Raw genomic sequence first — 16,461 nt, forward strand, 5'->3', positions numbered from 1 at the left:
ATTTGGGCCAGTTAAACTATGTCTAACCAGCCATCAATATTGTTAAAAATTAACTTTTACACTCAGGCCCGCCACCCAAGCATCATCAACTTCTTTTACACCAGCAGGTTGATGGATATATTGAATATTTGGTCGCAGCATGACGGCCGGAGACCATTGATAGGTATAGTTCAATTCAACGTTTAGTTCGTCGTCCTGAATTGGAATATAGTTAGATGCGATCGGATCATAGCTATAGTATCCGCGGCTTTCATTTGTCGCGATCTGCTTATCTTTAGCACGGTCATTAACGACATAATTGGCAATACCAAAACCAATTGAATCATTTGGTCGGCTGTCAAATGGGCCCTTATACCAAAGTGCAAGTTGTTGTGTACTTTGTACAAAGGTCGTTGCTTTATCATTTACAACGCCATTAAAACTTACATATAAACCGCGTTTCGGATCTTGGCCGGCATGGCTAAGTTGTTGCTGCGCATTAATCCAGAAGCTTTGTTTTCCGTCATGAACTTTACCTGCAGTTTTAATATCATTTGCTTCTGCGGTTGAGTAAAGTGCACCTACTTTATATTCACCCGGTAAACCATTGAAAGCAGCAAGTTTTGGTTTCCATGCAAGTTCAACCGGTATAGTAGCGCCCTTGACGTTATTCATATCCAGATTAAAACCATCACTGTTTGATTCGGTTTTAATATTGTCTGGATTGACCTCATACACGCCAACACCTAAAGTCCACTCAGGTGCAAACTGATATTTAACGTTTGCAGCCCAAACACCAACTGGTGAGTTATACCAAATTGAACCAATTGATTTTCCTAACTGCCCACCACAAAGCAATAAGTTCTGAAACTCACATTGAGAACTATTAAAGTCCTCTGACATGCCCATACGACCAACTTTGACTTGTACGGTATTATCAGCAAAGCCTTTTTTTATCCATGCTTGAGATAAACGCCAGATTTTGCCACGACCATAAATCTCTTGTGCGTTACCAAGTTGGCTAGAGCGTGGGTCTTTAATACGCTCTAAAGTAAGCGCATTACCGTCACGTTTAGTCACAACTAAGCTCGCGGTTGTATCTTTCCATCCAGCAATTTTGTCTAAATCGAAAGTTGCACCCAAAGAAAGCTGCGCAGCATTCTCAAAAGTATTGCTGTCGTTATACCCACCATCTAAATTTGTGGCAGCTTGGCTCATGATAGAAGCTGTAAATTTATAACCCTGTTGCTCTAATTGTTGACGCTCACCATTCCAGTCACCCAATAACCATTGGCGGTCTTGTGACCACGGCTCATTCGCAAGTGCAAATTGGCTACCTAATACAGCAATTGTTAATACACTCAGTTTGATTACGTTTGGCATTTCAAGTCCCTTTTATCTTTTCTAAAATGCGCCCCCTGTTTTGAGGCGCTTTATTTTTTTATTATTTAACTTGCACAAACCCAAGCTCAGAAGTTGCACCAAAGTGATCCGTTACATTTGCTGTAATTGAGGCAACTTTGACTGTTGGCTTCCAATTGGCTTTTGCGTTGCCTTGTACGTCTGTGGCAACTGTTATAGTCCCTAAATACTGCTCAGCTTCTTTTGATGTCGTACTCTGGTTGCCAAAAAACTCAACTTGGTAACGTTGGTTTGGTAAACCATTTACCTCTATATTAACTGAACCTTTATTTGCTGTTAACTTAGGCGCTTTAATACCCTGATTCGGCTGAGCATTACAACCTTGTTCATTTGGCTGAGTACATGTTTTTTGTAGTTTAGATGGCTCAATCACCACACCACCACCACGAGAACCAACAAATCCTTCATGCTCAAGCGCAGGAACTCCAAATACAATTGCACCTAAACGCTGATTTGGTACACATGAACCACCTGCTTCGCAGCGTTTAATATCTTTATCGTTGTCCCAAATTAGGTTTTTAGTCAGTGTAATTCTTGCATTTGCATCTTTTTCTGAGCGAATGGCAACACCAATACGATTGCCATGCACTTTATTGCTATCAAGAATATTGCCATCACCCGTCATGTTAAAACCAATCGAGTTATTGGTCATTTCGTTGTAGGCAATATAGTTACGCTTACCCCAGTTAATCTGTAAGCCATCCGAATAATTTTCAAACTTGTTTCCAACTACAGCATTGTCATTGCCCCACAAGATTTCAATACCTTGTGATGGCTCTGGATTTACTTTGGTAGAAACAAAATGGTTATTTGCAATCAGGTTAAATGCTGCACCACGTGTCAGTTCTAAACCATCACCATTGTCTTGGAAAATGTTATCTAAAACTTTGTTGTTATTAGTCGTGGTTGCAGTTGGGTTGCCTTTACCATCATCGCCCGTGATCATGACCCCAGCTCCACCATAGTTATTACTAATACGGTTGTGTTGAATGAGGTTATTGCTTGAACGGTTAACCAATACGCCAATGCAGAACCGGTGGATATCTAGGCCTTTTAAAGTCACGTTATTGACATCACGTAGTACAAAACCCGGTAAAGTCATAGTACGTACATTGGTACCATACTGCTCAGGATTTGCTCCCGGGCAAGCTTTTGCACCTTCACCTTTAATATAATTTGAACCATCAATTGCAATGTATTCACCAGTTTTATCCCATTGGGTACCAATAATTTTGATAGGTGCTTTAATTTCAGGAAGCGGGCTGTTTAATTTAATTGCATAAGGTGCTTTGCCTACTGCTTGAATCAAGATATCGCTAGCTTCGCTTGGGTTTGCATTGGCTTGTTCAATTGCCCAGCGTAAAGAGCCTTTGTTGCTATCATCTTGATAACGGTCAACCACATAAGTTTGTGCTGCAGCTACTCCTGAAACCATCAAACCTAATGCAAGAGTAGTTAAACGTAATGTATTCATTTCATCATATCCTTATGATTTATGGGTTTGTTGGTTGAACGGTTTGTAAAATCTGTTTGAGCTTAGTCACATCAATTTGACCCGGTGCAGAAGCCTGACCAATCATGCCAAAGCTATAACTTCCGCCCATATTGGCAGTTGCAACACGAGAAATCGTACCTAATTGCCCCATCGACATCGTCAATAAAGGTTTAGTAGTCTGTTGGCTTACCTTTAAAGTTGCGTTCATTAAAGTGAAAACATCTTGTTTAGATTTAGGCATTACAGCAATTTTGAGAACATCTGCGCCCATTTGATCTTGTTTTAACAAGCGTTTTTCAATTTCATCTTGGCTTGGTGTTTTTTGGAAGTCGTGATTAGACATGACAACGAGCACTTTCTTTTGATGTGCTTTTTGAACAATTTCTGAAACTAGTTTTTGATCACGGAACATTTCAACATCTAACCAATCCATGAACGGATTTTTTAAATAAGCCTGATAAGTCTTACCATAATCCGCATCACTAATTTCAAGCTGCCCCCCTTCGTTTTTCGTACGAATGGTGGCAATCAATGGCTTGTTGCCTAAAATCTTTTTCAACTCATGACCTAAGGCAATGACTTGTTTTGTATCGCTGGCAAAGCTTAATAAATCGATACGGAACTCTGCCAAATCAGCATCTGCTGTGTTTGCAATCACTTGAGCCTGTGCCAGAGCTTGTTCTTTGGTTTTTGCGGTAATCGGAACAATCGTTTTAACAGCTGTAGATGCAGTTTGTGTTTGAGCAGCCAAAACGACAGGTTCAGCATTTGCCTGTGCTGTAAAAAATGGGACTACAAGCAAACTTAGGCTTAATAATGTTTTCATGTTCATAGAGTTCATCCTTAAAAAGGCTACACACATCCTTGAATAATCAGGTGTAGCCTTAGGTGTTTCTTAAATATCAAAAAATACAGTTTCGTCATCGCCTTGAATGCGAATATCGAAGCGATAAACAACTTCACCATTTTCTTCAAAACGTTTCGCAATAAGTGTTTGGCGACGTGGTGCCCATTCAATACTATTTAGAATTGGGTCGTTAGCATTTGCCTCAGCTTCATCGTCAAAATAAACACGTGTATGAAGACCTAAGTTAATACCGCGAGCGAAAATGACTAATGCAATATGTGGTGCCTGAGTTGAGCCTTTACGGCCTGCTGTCGCGCCCGGTTTAATCGTATTGAAGCTCCAAATACCTGTTTCAAAGTCTGCACCTGTACGACCCCAGCCGTGAAATGCAGGATCAGCTTTTTGCTCACGTGTATCGGCATGACTTGGGTAGATACCATTTGCATCAGCCTGCCAAATCTCGATAAGCACATCACGTAGCGGTAAACCTAATCCGTCAAACACTTGACCTTCAAGACGAATACGCTCACCTTTTGTCTGGTCTTGTACTAATTGGTTATTAAAGTTGTTTTCAAACACTTCGATATTTGCTTGTTGTGGCAATAACCCAATATGAACGTAAGGACCACCTGTTTGAGATGGAGTTTCTTTTAATTCCTGAAAATTCCAGTTATTCATGCTCGTGCTCCCGATTAAGTCAATTCATTTTCGAAGTAAGTCGCTCGACGACCACGCAAAGTGATGTCGAAACGGTAACAACGGCTATCGGCTTCGATAAAGTTGTTTTTATCTTCTAGTGCAATCAATGCACGACGTTGATCTTCAGAAGGAATTGTTTTTAAGATCGGGCAAGTGTCGATGAGCGTGTCGCCTTCAAAATAAAATTGCGAAATCAAACGCTGCGCCCAACCATCAGCAATTAATGAGAAATGAATATGGGCAGGACGCCATTCATTAATACGGTTACGCCATGGGTACGGACCCGGTTTAATGGTACGGAAAATATAAAAACCGTTTTCATCTGTTAAGGTACGACCACAACCACCAAAGTTAGGGTCCATTGCACCAATAAACTTGTCATTTGGATGACGATAACGACCAGAAGCATTGGCTTGCCATACTTCTAGAAGTGCATTTTTTACAGGACGACCAAACTGATCACGAACATAGCCATGAACAATGACACGCTCACCAATTGGCAAACCATCTTTGGCATAGTTCAAAATCAAATCGTTATCTTTTGGACCAAACAGATTTGAAGAAAAATGCGGTGCAGTAACTTCAGTTAAAGTCTCGTTAATAGAGATCAATGCATTTTTTGGCGAACGCAATACACTTGTTTTATAACCTGGCGTATACGCTGGTGGATGATCATCTGTATTACGTTGGGCGTAGGCACCCCAGCTATGTTGTGACATCTTTATCTCCTTAATCCTGTTCTTTCGCTGCAATTGGGTTTACTTCTATTCCCAACTCTTTAAAGACTTCTTCAGCCATGTGCATTGCAGCGTTTGCAGCAGGTAAACCTGCATAGAGTGAACTGTGTAAGATCAGCTCTTTTAAATCTTCTTTGGTTACACCATTGTTGAAACAAGCACGTAAATGCATGCGTAGTTCATCTTCACGGCCCAGTGCCAATAAAATTGCGATAGTCACTAAACTACGTGTATGACGTGGCAAGCCCGGACGCGACCACACCTCACCCCATGCGTAACGGCTAATAAAATTTTGAAAATCTTGGTTAAAGTCATTTAGGTTTTGCAAAGACCGACCAACATGCTTTTCACCTAAAACTTCAGTCCGCACTTCAATGCCTTGTTTATAGCGTTGTTCATCATTCATTGTGATAGACCTCTATTAAGTTGCATCGGTATGCGCAACAAGTGATTTAACAAATACAGCAACAGCCGCAGCAGTCGCTGGAATTAGTAATAAACTGAGAATAGCGGTGAATGACCAATCATTACCGAGTAGCACCGCACCAATCCATGCACCAAATACTGCACCAAAACGTCCAATACCAGTCATCCAAGAAACACCCGTTGCACGGCACTGAGTTGGATAGAAGCGTGCACTTAACGCAGGCATCGAAGATTGCGCACCATTAATGGCGATACCCGCACAAAGCACTAATACTGCAAGTAAGGTTGAGTTGCCTAAGCTTTGACCGACCGCAATTGCAAATAGGCCTGCGGCAAAGTAGAAAATAGCGATGACTCGGTTCGGGTTGAATTTGTCCATTGCCCAGCCAATGAACAATGCGCTCACCACACCACCGAACTGGAACAAACCTCCAATAAATGCAGCACGCTCCATCGAAGCACCTGTTTCACGCATAAGTGTTGGTAACCAGCTTGTCAGCAAGTACACAACCACGAGTCCCATGAAGTAAGTTACCCAAAGTAAAATTGTTCCTTTGGCATATGGCTTAGAAAACATAATTCCAAAGACATTTTTCTTTTGAGCTGTTTCAGTTTTCTCTTCAGGAACATGAAATGCAGTCGCATTTTGAATTTGTGTTGGCGCAATATGATTTAAGATTTTGCGTACTTTTTCAGGATTCTTACCTTTCACAATTAAAAAGCGGTAAGACTCAGGTAGCACTACAATCACTAAAATCATTAAAATTAAAGGTGACCAGCCGCCGAGCAAAAATAAGCTATGCCAACCGTAGGTAGGGATAAGCCAACTGCTAATAAAACCGCCGGTAGCCATACCCAAGTTGTAGCCACAGAACATACATGTCACGAGTAATGAACGAATGCGGGTTGGACAGTACTCAGAAAATAAAGTGGTGGCATTTGGCATTGCTGCACCAAGGCCAATACCGGTTAAAAAACGTAAAACGACAAGGCTATCCAAGTTGGTTGCATAAGCAGATGCCAAAGTAAAACCACCGAACACAAGCATTGCCACAGCTAAAACAACTTTTCGACCGAAACGGTCCGCTGTCGGACCAGAAACTAAAGCGCCAATAATCATTCCACCAAGTGCTGCACTCATCACCGGTCCTAACTGAGAACGATCAATTCCCCAGTCTTGTGCCAATGCTGGTGCAATAAAGCCCATAGCAGCTGTATCGATACCATCAGTAAAAATAATTAAGAAACAGATGATTGCGATCATCCATTGATATTTACTAAGTGGAGCATCATTAATCAGTGCTTGAGCATCGATGCTTTTGTTTGGTGTAGCGTAATCCTGAGACGCCATATTTGCCTCCTTAAGGCCAATTCCTTTTAAATTACTAAGCGATTAGATTTGCTGAATAAACCTAGTCAATTCCTGAGTAAATCTCTGTGGTTGCTCAATACTAGAAAGATGAGATGCTTCCAGTTTTGCTAGCTGACTGTTCTTAATTGCCTTCTGCATAAATTCGGCATCTGCTACTGTAGTTACCGGATCTTCTGTTCCTGCGATCAGCAGTACTGGAATTTGAATTTGTGCAATTTCATCTCTTAAATCGGCATACGCTAAAGCACGACATGCGTTGGCATAACCTTGTGCTGGTGTGTTTGCCAGACTTTGAATCGTCGTCTGTGCAACAATATTATGTTGATAGTCAAATTTTTCACTGAACCAGCGGGTATGCGTGGTTTTAACCAGCTCAGCTAAACCATTTTGTTCTACCGATTCAGCACGACTTAACCAAGCTTCAGTCTGACCAATTTTGGCTGCCGAGTTTGCAACTGTAATGCTATTAAAACGATTTTGATGATGAATAGCCAACCAAAGCCCTGTAATTCCGCCCATTGAAATGCCACAAAAATGAGCTTTTTCAATATTCAAGGCATCTAAAATATCAACAACATCTTCAGCTAAGTTTTGCAATGTCGTGTCACTAATTACATCACTTTCACCATGACCACGTGTGTCGTATGTAATGACATTAAAATGACTTTTTAATTCATTAAGCTGAGGTTGCCACATACCGTGGTCTGTTCCTAATGAATTAGAAAACACAAGCACAGGAGCATCTTTTAGACCATCTGTATAAACTGCTAACTGTTTTCCTTGACGATTACGAATAGTCTGTTTCACTTTGACTCTCCTTGTGCTTCTTGCAAAACCGCATCAATCTGTTGCTGAATATTGCCTAAATAATTTTCTGGTTTGAAAATATCTCGTATTTCTTGCTGGTTAAACTGTCCTTTTACTTCATCTAGTTGGCTAACAACATCAAACAAATGCTGGTTTTGTGCTACCGCTGTTTTACATGCAGCTTCAACTAAATGATGAGCATTTAAACGGCCAATCTTGGGAGCAAGTGCCATCATCACAGCTTCTGCCATAATTAATCCGTTGGTACACTCAAGGTTCTGTTGCATATGTTCAGCATTAACTTCAAAACCTTGTAGAACTTCACTAGTACGGCTTAATGCTCCAGCACAAAGCTGAAAGATTTCTGGAACTGCTAACCATTCTGCATGCCATGCACCTAAACTCCGTTCATGTTCCTGTACCATGCTTTGATAAATGCTAGACATCAGCGCTGGTACACGATTCGCTGCTGCAAGTACTGAAGCTGCTGCGACTGGATTACGCTTATGAGGCATGGTCGATGAACCACCACGACCCTTTGCGGTTGGCTCAAACAACTCTGCAATTTCAGTTTGCATCATGAGTGACCAGTCGCGTGCCATCTTGCCCGTATTCCCGACAATCATGCCAAGCACACTTGCAATTTCTACAATACGGTCACGCTCACCATGCCATGTACTTGTTGGTACAGTCAGATTCAGTTGCTTCGCAAATGCGCTGACCACAAGCGAACCTTGGTTTTGCAAAGAAGCTAATGAACCCACAGCACCGCCTAACTGAGCAGTGAGCACACGTGATTTCATAGCTTGTATACGGTCTAAATCACGTTTAAATGCAGAAGCCCAACGAGCAAGTTTATGTCCCAACGTAATTGGTAAAGCTTGTTGTAACCATGTACGTCCAATCATGACTTGATGGCGATATTGCTTGGCTTGCTGTAATGCAGTCGCATAGCATTGTTGAATTTGAGCTTCCACAATATTTAACGCATCACGGCATTGCAAAATACAAGCTGTGTCTAAAATATCCTGACTGGTTGCACCCCAATGCACATAGCGGGAAGCATCCTCATCCACATCTTTAACAATTGCTGTAAGCTGTTTTACAAATGGAATTGCGATATTCCCAGCTAAACCAGTTGCTATCGCCAAAGCGGAAAAATCAAACTTGTCTAGTGCATGCTCAGCTACTTGGGCAATGGTATTTGCTGCATTTTGAGGAATCACGCCAACTTGTGCCTGCGCTTGGGCTAACGCAACTTCAACCTGAATCATGTATGCGATTAAGGATGAGTCACTAAAGATGTCTGTGACGTCTTTTTGGTAAAACAAGCTGGCATATAACTGACTCATGATTAGACTCTCTCAATAATCAAAGCAATGCCTTGGCCTACACCAATACACATTGAACACAAGGCATAACGACCACCTGTTTGTTCAAGCTGGTTTAAGGCTGTGGTCACAAGGCGTGCACCTGAAGCACCCAGTGGATGACCTAATGCAATTGCTCCACCGTTTGGATTTACCTTGTCAGAATCATCTGGCAAACCTAAATCACGGGTCACTGCCAATGCCTGTGCAGCAAAGGCTTCATTCAGCTCAATTACATCCATCTGATCTAAAGTCAGGTTGGCTTGTTTAAGTAATTTTTTAATGGCTGGTGCTGGAGCAAAACCCATAATACGTGGTTCTACACCCACTGCTGTTGAAGCAATGATCTTGGCACGTGGTTTTAAGTTGTAAGCCTGAACTGCATCATCAGAAGCAATCAGCAATGCGGCTGCACCATCGTTAATCCCTGAAGCATTCCCCGCAGTGACCGTACCATCTGCTTTAACCACAGGTTTAAGTTTGCTTAAACCTTCAAGTGTGGTGGATGCACGTGGATGTTCATCAGTATCAATCACAACAGCCTCACCCTTACGCTGAGGGATTTCAACTGCCACAATTTCTTTAGAAAAAAAGCCTTTGGCTTGCGCGCTTGCGGTGCGTTGTTGGCTCACCAAGGCAAACTGGTCCTGATCTGCACGATTGACGTTGAACTGTTCAGCCACGTTTTCGGCAGTCTGGGGCATGGTATCTACACCATACAATTCTTTAAGTTTTGGGTTAATGAAGCGCCAACCCATAGTGGTGTCTTCAATCTTCTGGCTACGGCCAAAAGCACTGTCAGACTTACCCATTACATAAGGCGCACGGCTCATGCTTTCCACACCACCTGCAATCACCAAGTTCGCTTCACCTGCTTTAATGGCACGGGCAGCAATGGCAATGGCATCGAGTGATGAACCACACAAACGGTTAATGGTGGTTGCCGGAACCTGATAAGGTAACCCAGCAAGCAGTGCTGACATACGGCCCACGTTACGGTTATCTTCACCAGCTTGGTTGGCACAACCATAAATCACATCATCGACCTGTTCCCAATCTACACTTGGGTTACGCTGCATGAGGGCTTTAATGGGTACAGCACCAAGGTCATCGGCACGGATAGGTGCAAGGCCACCGGCTTAACGGCCGAATGGAGTACGGATGGCATCGATGATATAAGCGTTTTTTAATGTCATTTCCCTACTTCCTTACCCTTGAGTCGCATCAATCAAAGTCGCACCCGTTAAAGCCTGCAACTCATCAAAGCTAAGACCTTCAACTTTCTCAATTACTTTTAAACCATCTTTGGTCACATCAATCACACACAGATCGGTGTAAATACGATCCACACAGTGCTTACCCGTTACCGGATAAGTGAGCTCAGCCACAATCTTTGGTTCACCTTGCTTGGTGACATGGTCTGTAGTGATAAATACTTTCTTGGCACCAACTGCCAAATCCATCGCACCACCCACCGCAGGAATCGCATCTGGCGCACCTGTATGCCAGTTCGCCAAGTCACCATTGGCTGCAACCTGAAAGGCACCAAGTACCGCTATATCAAGGTGACCACCACGCATCATCGCAAAGGAGTCGCCATGGTGGAAAAAGCTGCCGCCTTCTAGCATGGTCACAAACTCTTTACCCGCATTAATCAGTTCAGGGTCTTCTTCACCTGCCGCTGGTGGTGGGCCAAATGCCAATAGGCCATTTTCAGAATGAAGGAAAATATCTTTATCGTTAGGTAAGTAGCTGGCAATTTTAGTCGGTAAGCCAATGCCCAAGTTTACATAGGCGCCATCTGGAATATCTTGTGCCACACGTTGTGCAATCTGGTCACGGCTGAGTTTCTGGTAGCTCATGTTATTTCTCCTTATTGCTTACTGTGCGGGCTGTACTTGTACAACATGCTGTACAAAGATACCCGGGGTGATGATGTGCTCCGGATCTAATCCACCCAGCTCCACCACTTCAGAAACCTGAGCAATGGTGACATCCGCAGCCATGGCCATGATCGGGCCAAAGTTACGTGCAGATTTACGGTAAACCAAATTACCCCAGCGGTCGCCCTTATAGGCTTTAATCAAAGCGAAGTCAGCCTTGATCGGATATTCAAGTACGTAATCTTTACCATCAATCTCACGAGTTTCTTTGCCTTCGGCCAAAAGTGTTCCAAAGCCCGTTGGAGTAAATACAGCACCTAAACCCATACCTGCAGCTTGAATACGACAAGCCAGATTACCTTGCGGTACAACCTCAAGTTCCACCTTTCCGGCACGGTATAGTTCATCAAACACATAAGAATCTGACTGACGTGGGAAAGAACAGATCACTTTTTTTACTGAACCGGCCTTAAGCAGTTTAGCCAGACCATAGTCACCATTACCGGCATTGTTGCTCACAATGGTTAAGCCTTTAACACCGAGTTCAATCAGACCGTCAATGAGTTCAGCGGGTTGTCCTGCGGTACCAAAACCACCAATCAGAATGGTTGCACCATCTTTAATCTGCGATAAAACCTCGCTTAGTGAGGACTTACTTTTGTCAATCATTAGACAACTCCATTGTGCTCATTGAAGAAGAGATAGGTAAGAGAGTTAGGCACACTGAGGCGAGAAGAATAGATAAATATTTCACTCAATCCCGAGTGTTTCCCTTAGATTTCCCTTTTAATCATTTTTGATAATTTTCGTATTTTGATCTAGTAAGCTATATATAGTTTTGTTCGATTTAGGATTTTTTTGTTCGACTATCGAACATTATCTCAGTAAATTACTTAATCTATCTTATAAACTCAAGTTGTAAAAAAATACCAATAATTTTGGATAGATATGTATAAAACAACATATTTGCTTAGGCTATTTCATAAATAAAATAACCATCAGCACTGTATATAAAACCTTAAGACTGTGATTGTAAAATTAAACGAGCAAGTTCCAAATCATCAGGATAAGTAATTTTTATATTATCAGAGCGCCCCATGACCACTTGTACACTTTCGCCCACAGATTCAAGTGCACTCGCCTCATCGGTAATGGTCAAATTATTTTTTAATGCTGTTTCTATTGCTTTTTTAAGCGTGCCAATTTTAGCAATTTGGGGAGTTTGAGCCTGCCACAAAAGTTCTCGACTCACAGTTTTATCAATTTGGTGTTGTTTAGTTACTTGTTTTAGCGTATCGCGTACCGGAATTGCCAAAATAGCACTCTGGTTTGTTTCAACTGCGGTTTTAACAAGAGCACTAAGACATTCAAAAGTCACACAAGGTCGTGCAGCATCATGTACTAATACCCAGTCATTCTCATCCGCTATCTGCAATAGATAATTTAGAGCGTTTAATACTGAGTGCACACGTTCAGCACCACCATTACAAAAATGAGCCTTATATTTATCCTGAAAAGCTAAAGTCGAGGCAAAATTATCCTGTGCACCAATTGCTAAAACATAGCCACTTAATGGAAGTTGACTTAAACGTTTAACCGTATGTTCTAAAACAGTAGCGTCTTGAATGTATTGATATTGCTTTAATTCAGTTTTGGAGAACCGACTTCCCGAACCAGCAGCAGGGATAACTGCCCATAATTTAGTCTGGGATGTCTGGCGATGGAGGTGTCTCATTAGTTTCCAAATCTACTTTAGCGTTCGGGTCAATATAAATAGGCTTATAATTGGTACTAATTGTACTCATTTGAACAAATGTTTCATGAGGCTTAACTAAACCAAGATCAAGACGAGCATGCTCTTCTATTGCTTCTGTACCGTTTTTTAGGTCAAAAACCTCAGCTGCCAAAATGCGGTTTCGCTCTTTAAGCTCATCATTTACTTCGGCTTGCTGTTGGATCTGTTGCATAAGCGCTTGATGAGGAAAATAACCACCCTCACCTAACCAGAACTGATATTGCAATATAGCTACTAAAACAATAACCAGTAGCAATATAAGTTTGCTTGAAGTGGATCGAAATACTTCTAACATAGCATTAAGAGCTTTAATTAAAAACTTTTATTAAGTTTTTGTATTGTATGACAATTTACAAGCGACATGCAAAATTCCTGCAAAATTCCTGCAAAACGATGAATGATCATATTACTTTAAATTGACCATCGTAACATGTTTCATTTTGTCAAAATTAAACTCAATTGGAAAGGAAAATAATGTTTATAAACACAACTGTTTATAAATCAATCTATGTATATAAAAGTTACTCTTAAGAATGAGTAAAAACTGCAAATATCATAGAAAAACCAGCAACCGCCAACATGCAATCTAGCAATAAATTAAAAGTTTCCTCAGACATCTTTATTACAAATGTTTTACCAATATAATTACCAATGATTAAAGAAAAACCAACCGCAACTCCCGCAATTAAAATATTTTTCTGTAAAACACCTAGCACACCAAAAGTTAAGCTTTTTGTTACGTAAATTCCAAATGAAGCTGCCGCCTCTGTTGCCAAGAGAGCTCCCTTAGTTAAACCAAAACCATTAAAAACCGGAAGTAATAATGGACCTGTGGAGAATACTACACCAGTGATATAGCCAAGCACTCCACCTGCGACTATCATTTGCCATGAATTAAATTTAAAATTATGGCGTTTGGCATAATGCCTAATCGGTATTAAGCAAAAGAAAAAGAAACCTATACATAAGTTGGATAATATCGGTGACATAACCCATAAAGTATTGGCTCCCAGTATCGTTGCGGGTATGCCCAGACTCGTAAACAACAGAAATGCTTTAATATTAAGCTCTTTACGCCACAACACCACACGTGAAATATTCCCCATGATTGCGGCAATTGCCATAATAGGTACTGCAAGCTTCGCCCCAAAAATATAAGAAAGTATAGGCAACAAAATAATAGATGACCCAGTCCCTACTACCCCACTAATCAGTCCTGATAGAACCCCAATAACAGCAAGTGCTACATAGATCATAGGCCTAACCAAAATAATTATTCTTAAAAGTCTACAATAGTCTAGGTTTTAAAATCGTACTATAGCTCTGTTCTGTTTTAGTATTTAAAATTTGCATCTTAAAATACTTAATTACTTATCCAATTAGCCCTATAAAACTTATTAAATTTTTATTTGAAGCTATATAAAATCACATATTTCTTATATTTTTAACCAATAACTACCTAAAAAGTATACTTTTTTGCTTTCCATTTTGATAAGAATTTTAAATGTATTTTTGATACATATTTTAATAAGTGAGAAGAAGATGGATCTTTCTAACATTTTTATAGGTGACACAACGTGGACCTTTGTTTTAGAAATTTTAATCCGATGTACTGTGATGTTTATTATCATCATTACTTTTTTAAGACTATCTGGTAAACGTGGTATTCGACAACTTTCCTTATTCGAACTGGCTATTATTTTATGTTTAGGATCTGCTGCTGGTGATCCTATGTTTACTAAAGACTTACCTATTGCTCATGCATTTGTTGCTTTTGTAGCTATTATTTCTTTATACCGCCTCGTTACTTGGGGTATGGTAAAAAATAAAAAAATTGAAAATTTATTAGAAGGCCGAGCTCTCTGTGTCGTTAAGGACGGTCTCTTAGTTTATAAAGATTTCCAGAAACAAACATATTCTCATGACGAGTTTTTCTCGGAAATGCGCCAACAAAATGTAGAGCATTTAGGTCAAGTCCGAACAGCCTTACTTGAATCTGATGGTATTTTGAGTTTGCTTTATTATGAAGATGAAGACGTTAAATGGGGACTTCCTTTATTTCCAGATGCTTACCGCAAAGCTGATGTACTTAAAATTAATACTTTTTATTCTTGTATGAAATGCGGTGAAACAAAAATTTTAAACAAACTCGACCAAGAATGTTCTCGCTGTCATCATCATAGTTGGGCTGAATCTTTAAAAACTCGACGTTTAGGATAAATAAAAAAGTGCTATTCCCAAAAAAGAAATAGCACTTATATTTTAAATATTAATTTGTCATCAATATTTAAATCAGCAAAGTATTATTCAAAAGATTAGTTTAAACCTTTGAACTCAGCTTTACCGCGGTAAACCGCTTTAGTCAACTCTTCAATACGAAGTAATTGGTTATATTTAGAAACACGGTCAGAACGGCAAAGTGAACCAGTCTTGATTTGACCTGCTGCTGTACCAACTGCTAAATCAGCAATAGTTGAATCTTCTGTTTCACCAGAACGGTGAGAAATAACAGTCGTGTAACCATTTGCTTTAGCAAGGTAGATTGCATCTAAAGTTTCAGTCAATGTACCAATCTGGTTATATTTGATCAGAATTGAGTTACCTACTTTCTCATCAATACCACGTTGTAAAATCTTAGGATTAGTTACGAATAAATCATCACCAACCAATTGGATTTTATCACCAAGAATTGAAGTTAAATAGCTCCAGCCTTCCCAATCAGACTCATCTAAACCATCTTCAATAGAGATAATTGGATATTGCTTAACAAGACCAGCTAAGTAATCAGCAAATTGATTGCTTGTAAAAGACTTGTTGCCTTCACCTTCAAGAATATATTGACCATTCTTGTAGAATTCTGAAGATGCACAGTCAAGTGCAAGCATCATATCTGAACCAGCTTTATAACCAGTTTGCTCAATTGCTTGAAGAATTACAGTAATTGCTTCTTCGTTTGAACGAAGGTTAGGTGCAAAACCACCTTCATCACCTACAGCTGTATTCAAACCTTGTTTTTTAAGAACTGATTTCAAAGAATGGAATACTTCTGCACCAGCACGTAATGCTTCAGCAAATGAAGTAAAACCAACTGGCTCAATCATGAACTCTTGAATATCAACAGTGTTGTCTGCGTGAGCACCACCGTTCAAAATGTTCATCATTGGTACAGGCATAGTCAAAGTAGTTTGACCACGTAAGTTAGCAATATATTGGAACAATGGAAGTTTTTGTTCAGCTGCTGCTGCGTGAGCTGCTGCCAAAGATACTGCCAAAGTTGCATTCGCACCTAATTTAGATTTGTTTTCAGTACCGTCAAATGCAATCATTTTTTCATCAAGTGCTTTTTGATCAAAAACACTCTGACCAACAAGCAATTCATGAATTGAGCTATTTACATTCTGAACAGCAGTACGAACGCCTTTACCCAAGTAACGTGATTTGTCACCGTCACGAAGTTCTAAAGCTTCACGAGAACCAGTTGAAGCACCAGATGGTGCACATGCACGACCAACCACCCCAGATTCTAAGATGACGTCTGCTTCGATGGTTGGGTTACCACGAGAGTCCAAAATTTCACGTGCACGAATGTCAACGATTTGGCTCATGAACAATTCCTCAGTTGAATGAAT

The 16,461-nt window shown here is 40.5% G+C and carries 16 protein-coding genes and 1 pseudogene; 1 reads left to right on the forward strand and 16 read right to left on the reverse strand.

The features are described from left to right. Positions 1-42: 42 nt before the first annotated feature. From CSB87_RS01200 to CSB87_RS01270, 15 genes and pseudogenes are all read right to left on the reverse strand, one after another. On the reverse strand, positions 43-1,362 hold the full coding sequence (locus tag CSB87_RS01200) for a carbohydrate porin (RefSeq protein WP_004886995.1): 1,320 nt from the start codon (positions 1,360-1,362) through the stop codon (positions 43-45). Between the two features lie 61 nt (positions 1,363-1,423). Further along, positions 1,424-2,875: a NosD domain-containing protein gene (locus tag CSB87_RS01205; protein ID WP_106105015.1), complete on the reverse strand. Its 1,452-nt coding sequence runs from the start codon at positions 2,873-2,875 to the stop codon at positions 1,424-1,426. A 19-nt stretch (positions 2,876-2,894) separates the two neighbouring features. Then, positions 2,895-3,722: a type I 3-dehydroquinate dehydratase gene (gene aroD, locus CSB87_RS01210; protein WP_079377016.1), complete on the reverse strand. Its 828-nt coding sequence runs from the start codon at positions 3,720-3,722 to the stop codon at positions 2,895-2,897. A 69-nt stretch (positions 3,723-3,791) separates the two neighbouring features. After that, positions 3,792-4,421 carry a protocatechuate 3,4-dioxygenase subunit alpha gene (gene pcaG, locus CSB87_RS01215; RefSeq protein ID WP_004886992.1) on the reverse strand — a complete coding sequence of 210 codons (630 nt, stop codon included), beginning with the start codon at positions 4,419-4,421 and terminating at the stop codon, positions 3,792-3,794. Between the two features lie 14 nt (positions 4,422-4,435). After that, on the reverse strand, positions 4,436-5,161 hold the full coding sequence (gene pcaH, locus CSB87_RS01220) for a protocatechuate 3,4-dioxygenase subunit beta (protein WP_000077913.1): 726 nt from the start codon (positions 5,159-5,161) through the stop codon (positions 4,436-4,438). 10 nt (positions 5,162-5,171) lie between these two features. Next, positions 5,172-5,585, reverse strand: a complete 414-nt coding sequence (gene pcaC / locus CSB87_RS01225; protein ID WP_000997505.1) for a 4-carboxymuconolactone decarboxylase — start codon at positions 5,583-5,585, stop codon at positions 5,172-5,174. A 15-nt stretch (positions 5,586-5,600) separates the two neighbouring features. Further along, a complete protein-coding gene (locus CSB87_RS01230; RefSeq protein WP_002048835.1) occupies positions 5,601-6,956 on the reverse strand; it encodes an MFS transporter in 1,356 nt (451 codons plus the stop codon). A 42-nt stretch (positions 6,957-6,998) separates the two neighbouring features. Next, entirely contained in the window at positions 6,999-7,784 is a 786-nt protein-coding gene (gene pcaD / locus CSB87_RS01235) for a 3-oxoadipate enol-lactonase (protein WP_004886991.1), read from the reverse strand. Then, positions 7,781-9,136, reverse strand: coding sequence for a 3-carboxy-cis,cis-muconate cycloisomerase (locus CSB87_RS01240; RefSeq protein ID WP_004886990.1), 1,356 nt, complete (start codon positions 9,134-9,136; stop codon positions 7,781-7,783). Before CSB87_RS01240 ends, pcaD begins: the two co-directional genes overlap by 4 nt. A 2-nt stretch (positions 9,137-9,138) precedes the next feature. Beyond that, positions 9,139-10,350, reverse strand: a pseudogene (gene pcaF / locus CSB87_RS01245) (3-oxoadipyl-CoA thiolase). A gap of 12 nt (positions 10,351-10,362) precedes the next feature. Then, positions 10,363-11,016, reverse strand: coding sequence for a 3-oxoacid CoA-transferase subunit B (locus CSB87_RS01250; protein ID WP_004886986.1), 654 nt, complete (start codon positions 11,014-11,016; stop codon positions 10,363-10,365). Positions 11,017-11,034: 18 nt separating this feature from the next. Beyond that, a complete protein-coding gene (locus CSB87_RS01255; protein ID WP_004886985.1) occupies positions 11,035-11,706 on the reverse strand; it encodes a 3-oxoacid CoA-transferase subunit A in 672 nt (223 codons plus the stop codon). A gap of 349 nt (positions 11,707-12,055) precedes the next feature. Further along, entirely contained in the window at positions 12,056-12,772 is a 717-nt protein-coding gene (gene ispD / locus CSB87_RS01260; RefSeq protein WP_004886982.1) for a 2-C-methyl-D-erythritol 4-phosphate cytidylyltransferase, read from the reverse strand. After that, positions 12,738-13,127 (reverse strand): cell division protein FtsB, encoded by a 390-nt coding sequence (gene ftsB, locus CSB87_RS01265; RefSeq protein ID WP_004701341.1) that lies wholly within the window; start codon positions 13,125-13,127, stop codon positions 12,738-12,740. The genes ispD and ftsB overlap by 35 nt, the downstream gene beginning before the upstream one ends. 232 nt (positions 13,128-13,359) lie before the next feature. Continuing rightward, positions 13,360-14,088 carry a sulfite exporter TauE/SafE family protein gene (locus tag CSB87_RS01270; RefSeq protein ID WP_004886978.1) on the reverse strand — a complete coding sequence of 243 codons (729 nt, stop codon included), beginning with the start codon at positions 14,086-14,088 and terminating at the stop codon, positions 13,360-13,362. A 286-nt stretch (positions 14,089-14,374) separates the two neighbouring features. Between CSB87_RS01270 and CSB87_RS01275 the strand changes: the two genes are divergently transcribed. Continuing rightward, positions 14,375-15,052 (forward strand): DUF421 domain-containing protein, encoded by a 678-nt coding sequence (locus CSB87_RS01275; RefSeq protein WP_004708522.1) that lies wholly within the window; start codon positions 14,375-14,377, stop codon positions 15,050-15,052. 95 nt (positions 15,053-15,147) lie between these two features. Here CSB87_RS01275 and eno read toward each other — a convergent pair whose 3' ends face one another. Next, a complete protein-coding gene (gene eno, locus CSB87_RS01280; RefSeq protein ID WP_004708520.1) occupies positions 15,148-16,437 on the reverse strand; it encodes a phosphopyruvate hydratase in 1,290 nt (429 codons plus the stop codon). Between the last annotated feature and the right edge of the window lie 24 nt (positions 16,438-16,461).

This window comes from Acinetobacter sp. AR_0276 (assembly GCF_003000705.1).
GTDB lineage: Bacteria > Pseudomonadota > Gammaproteobacteria > Pseudomonadales > Moraxellaceae > Acinetobacter > Acinetobacter nosocomialis.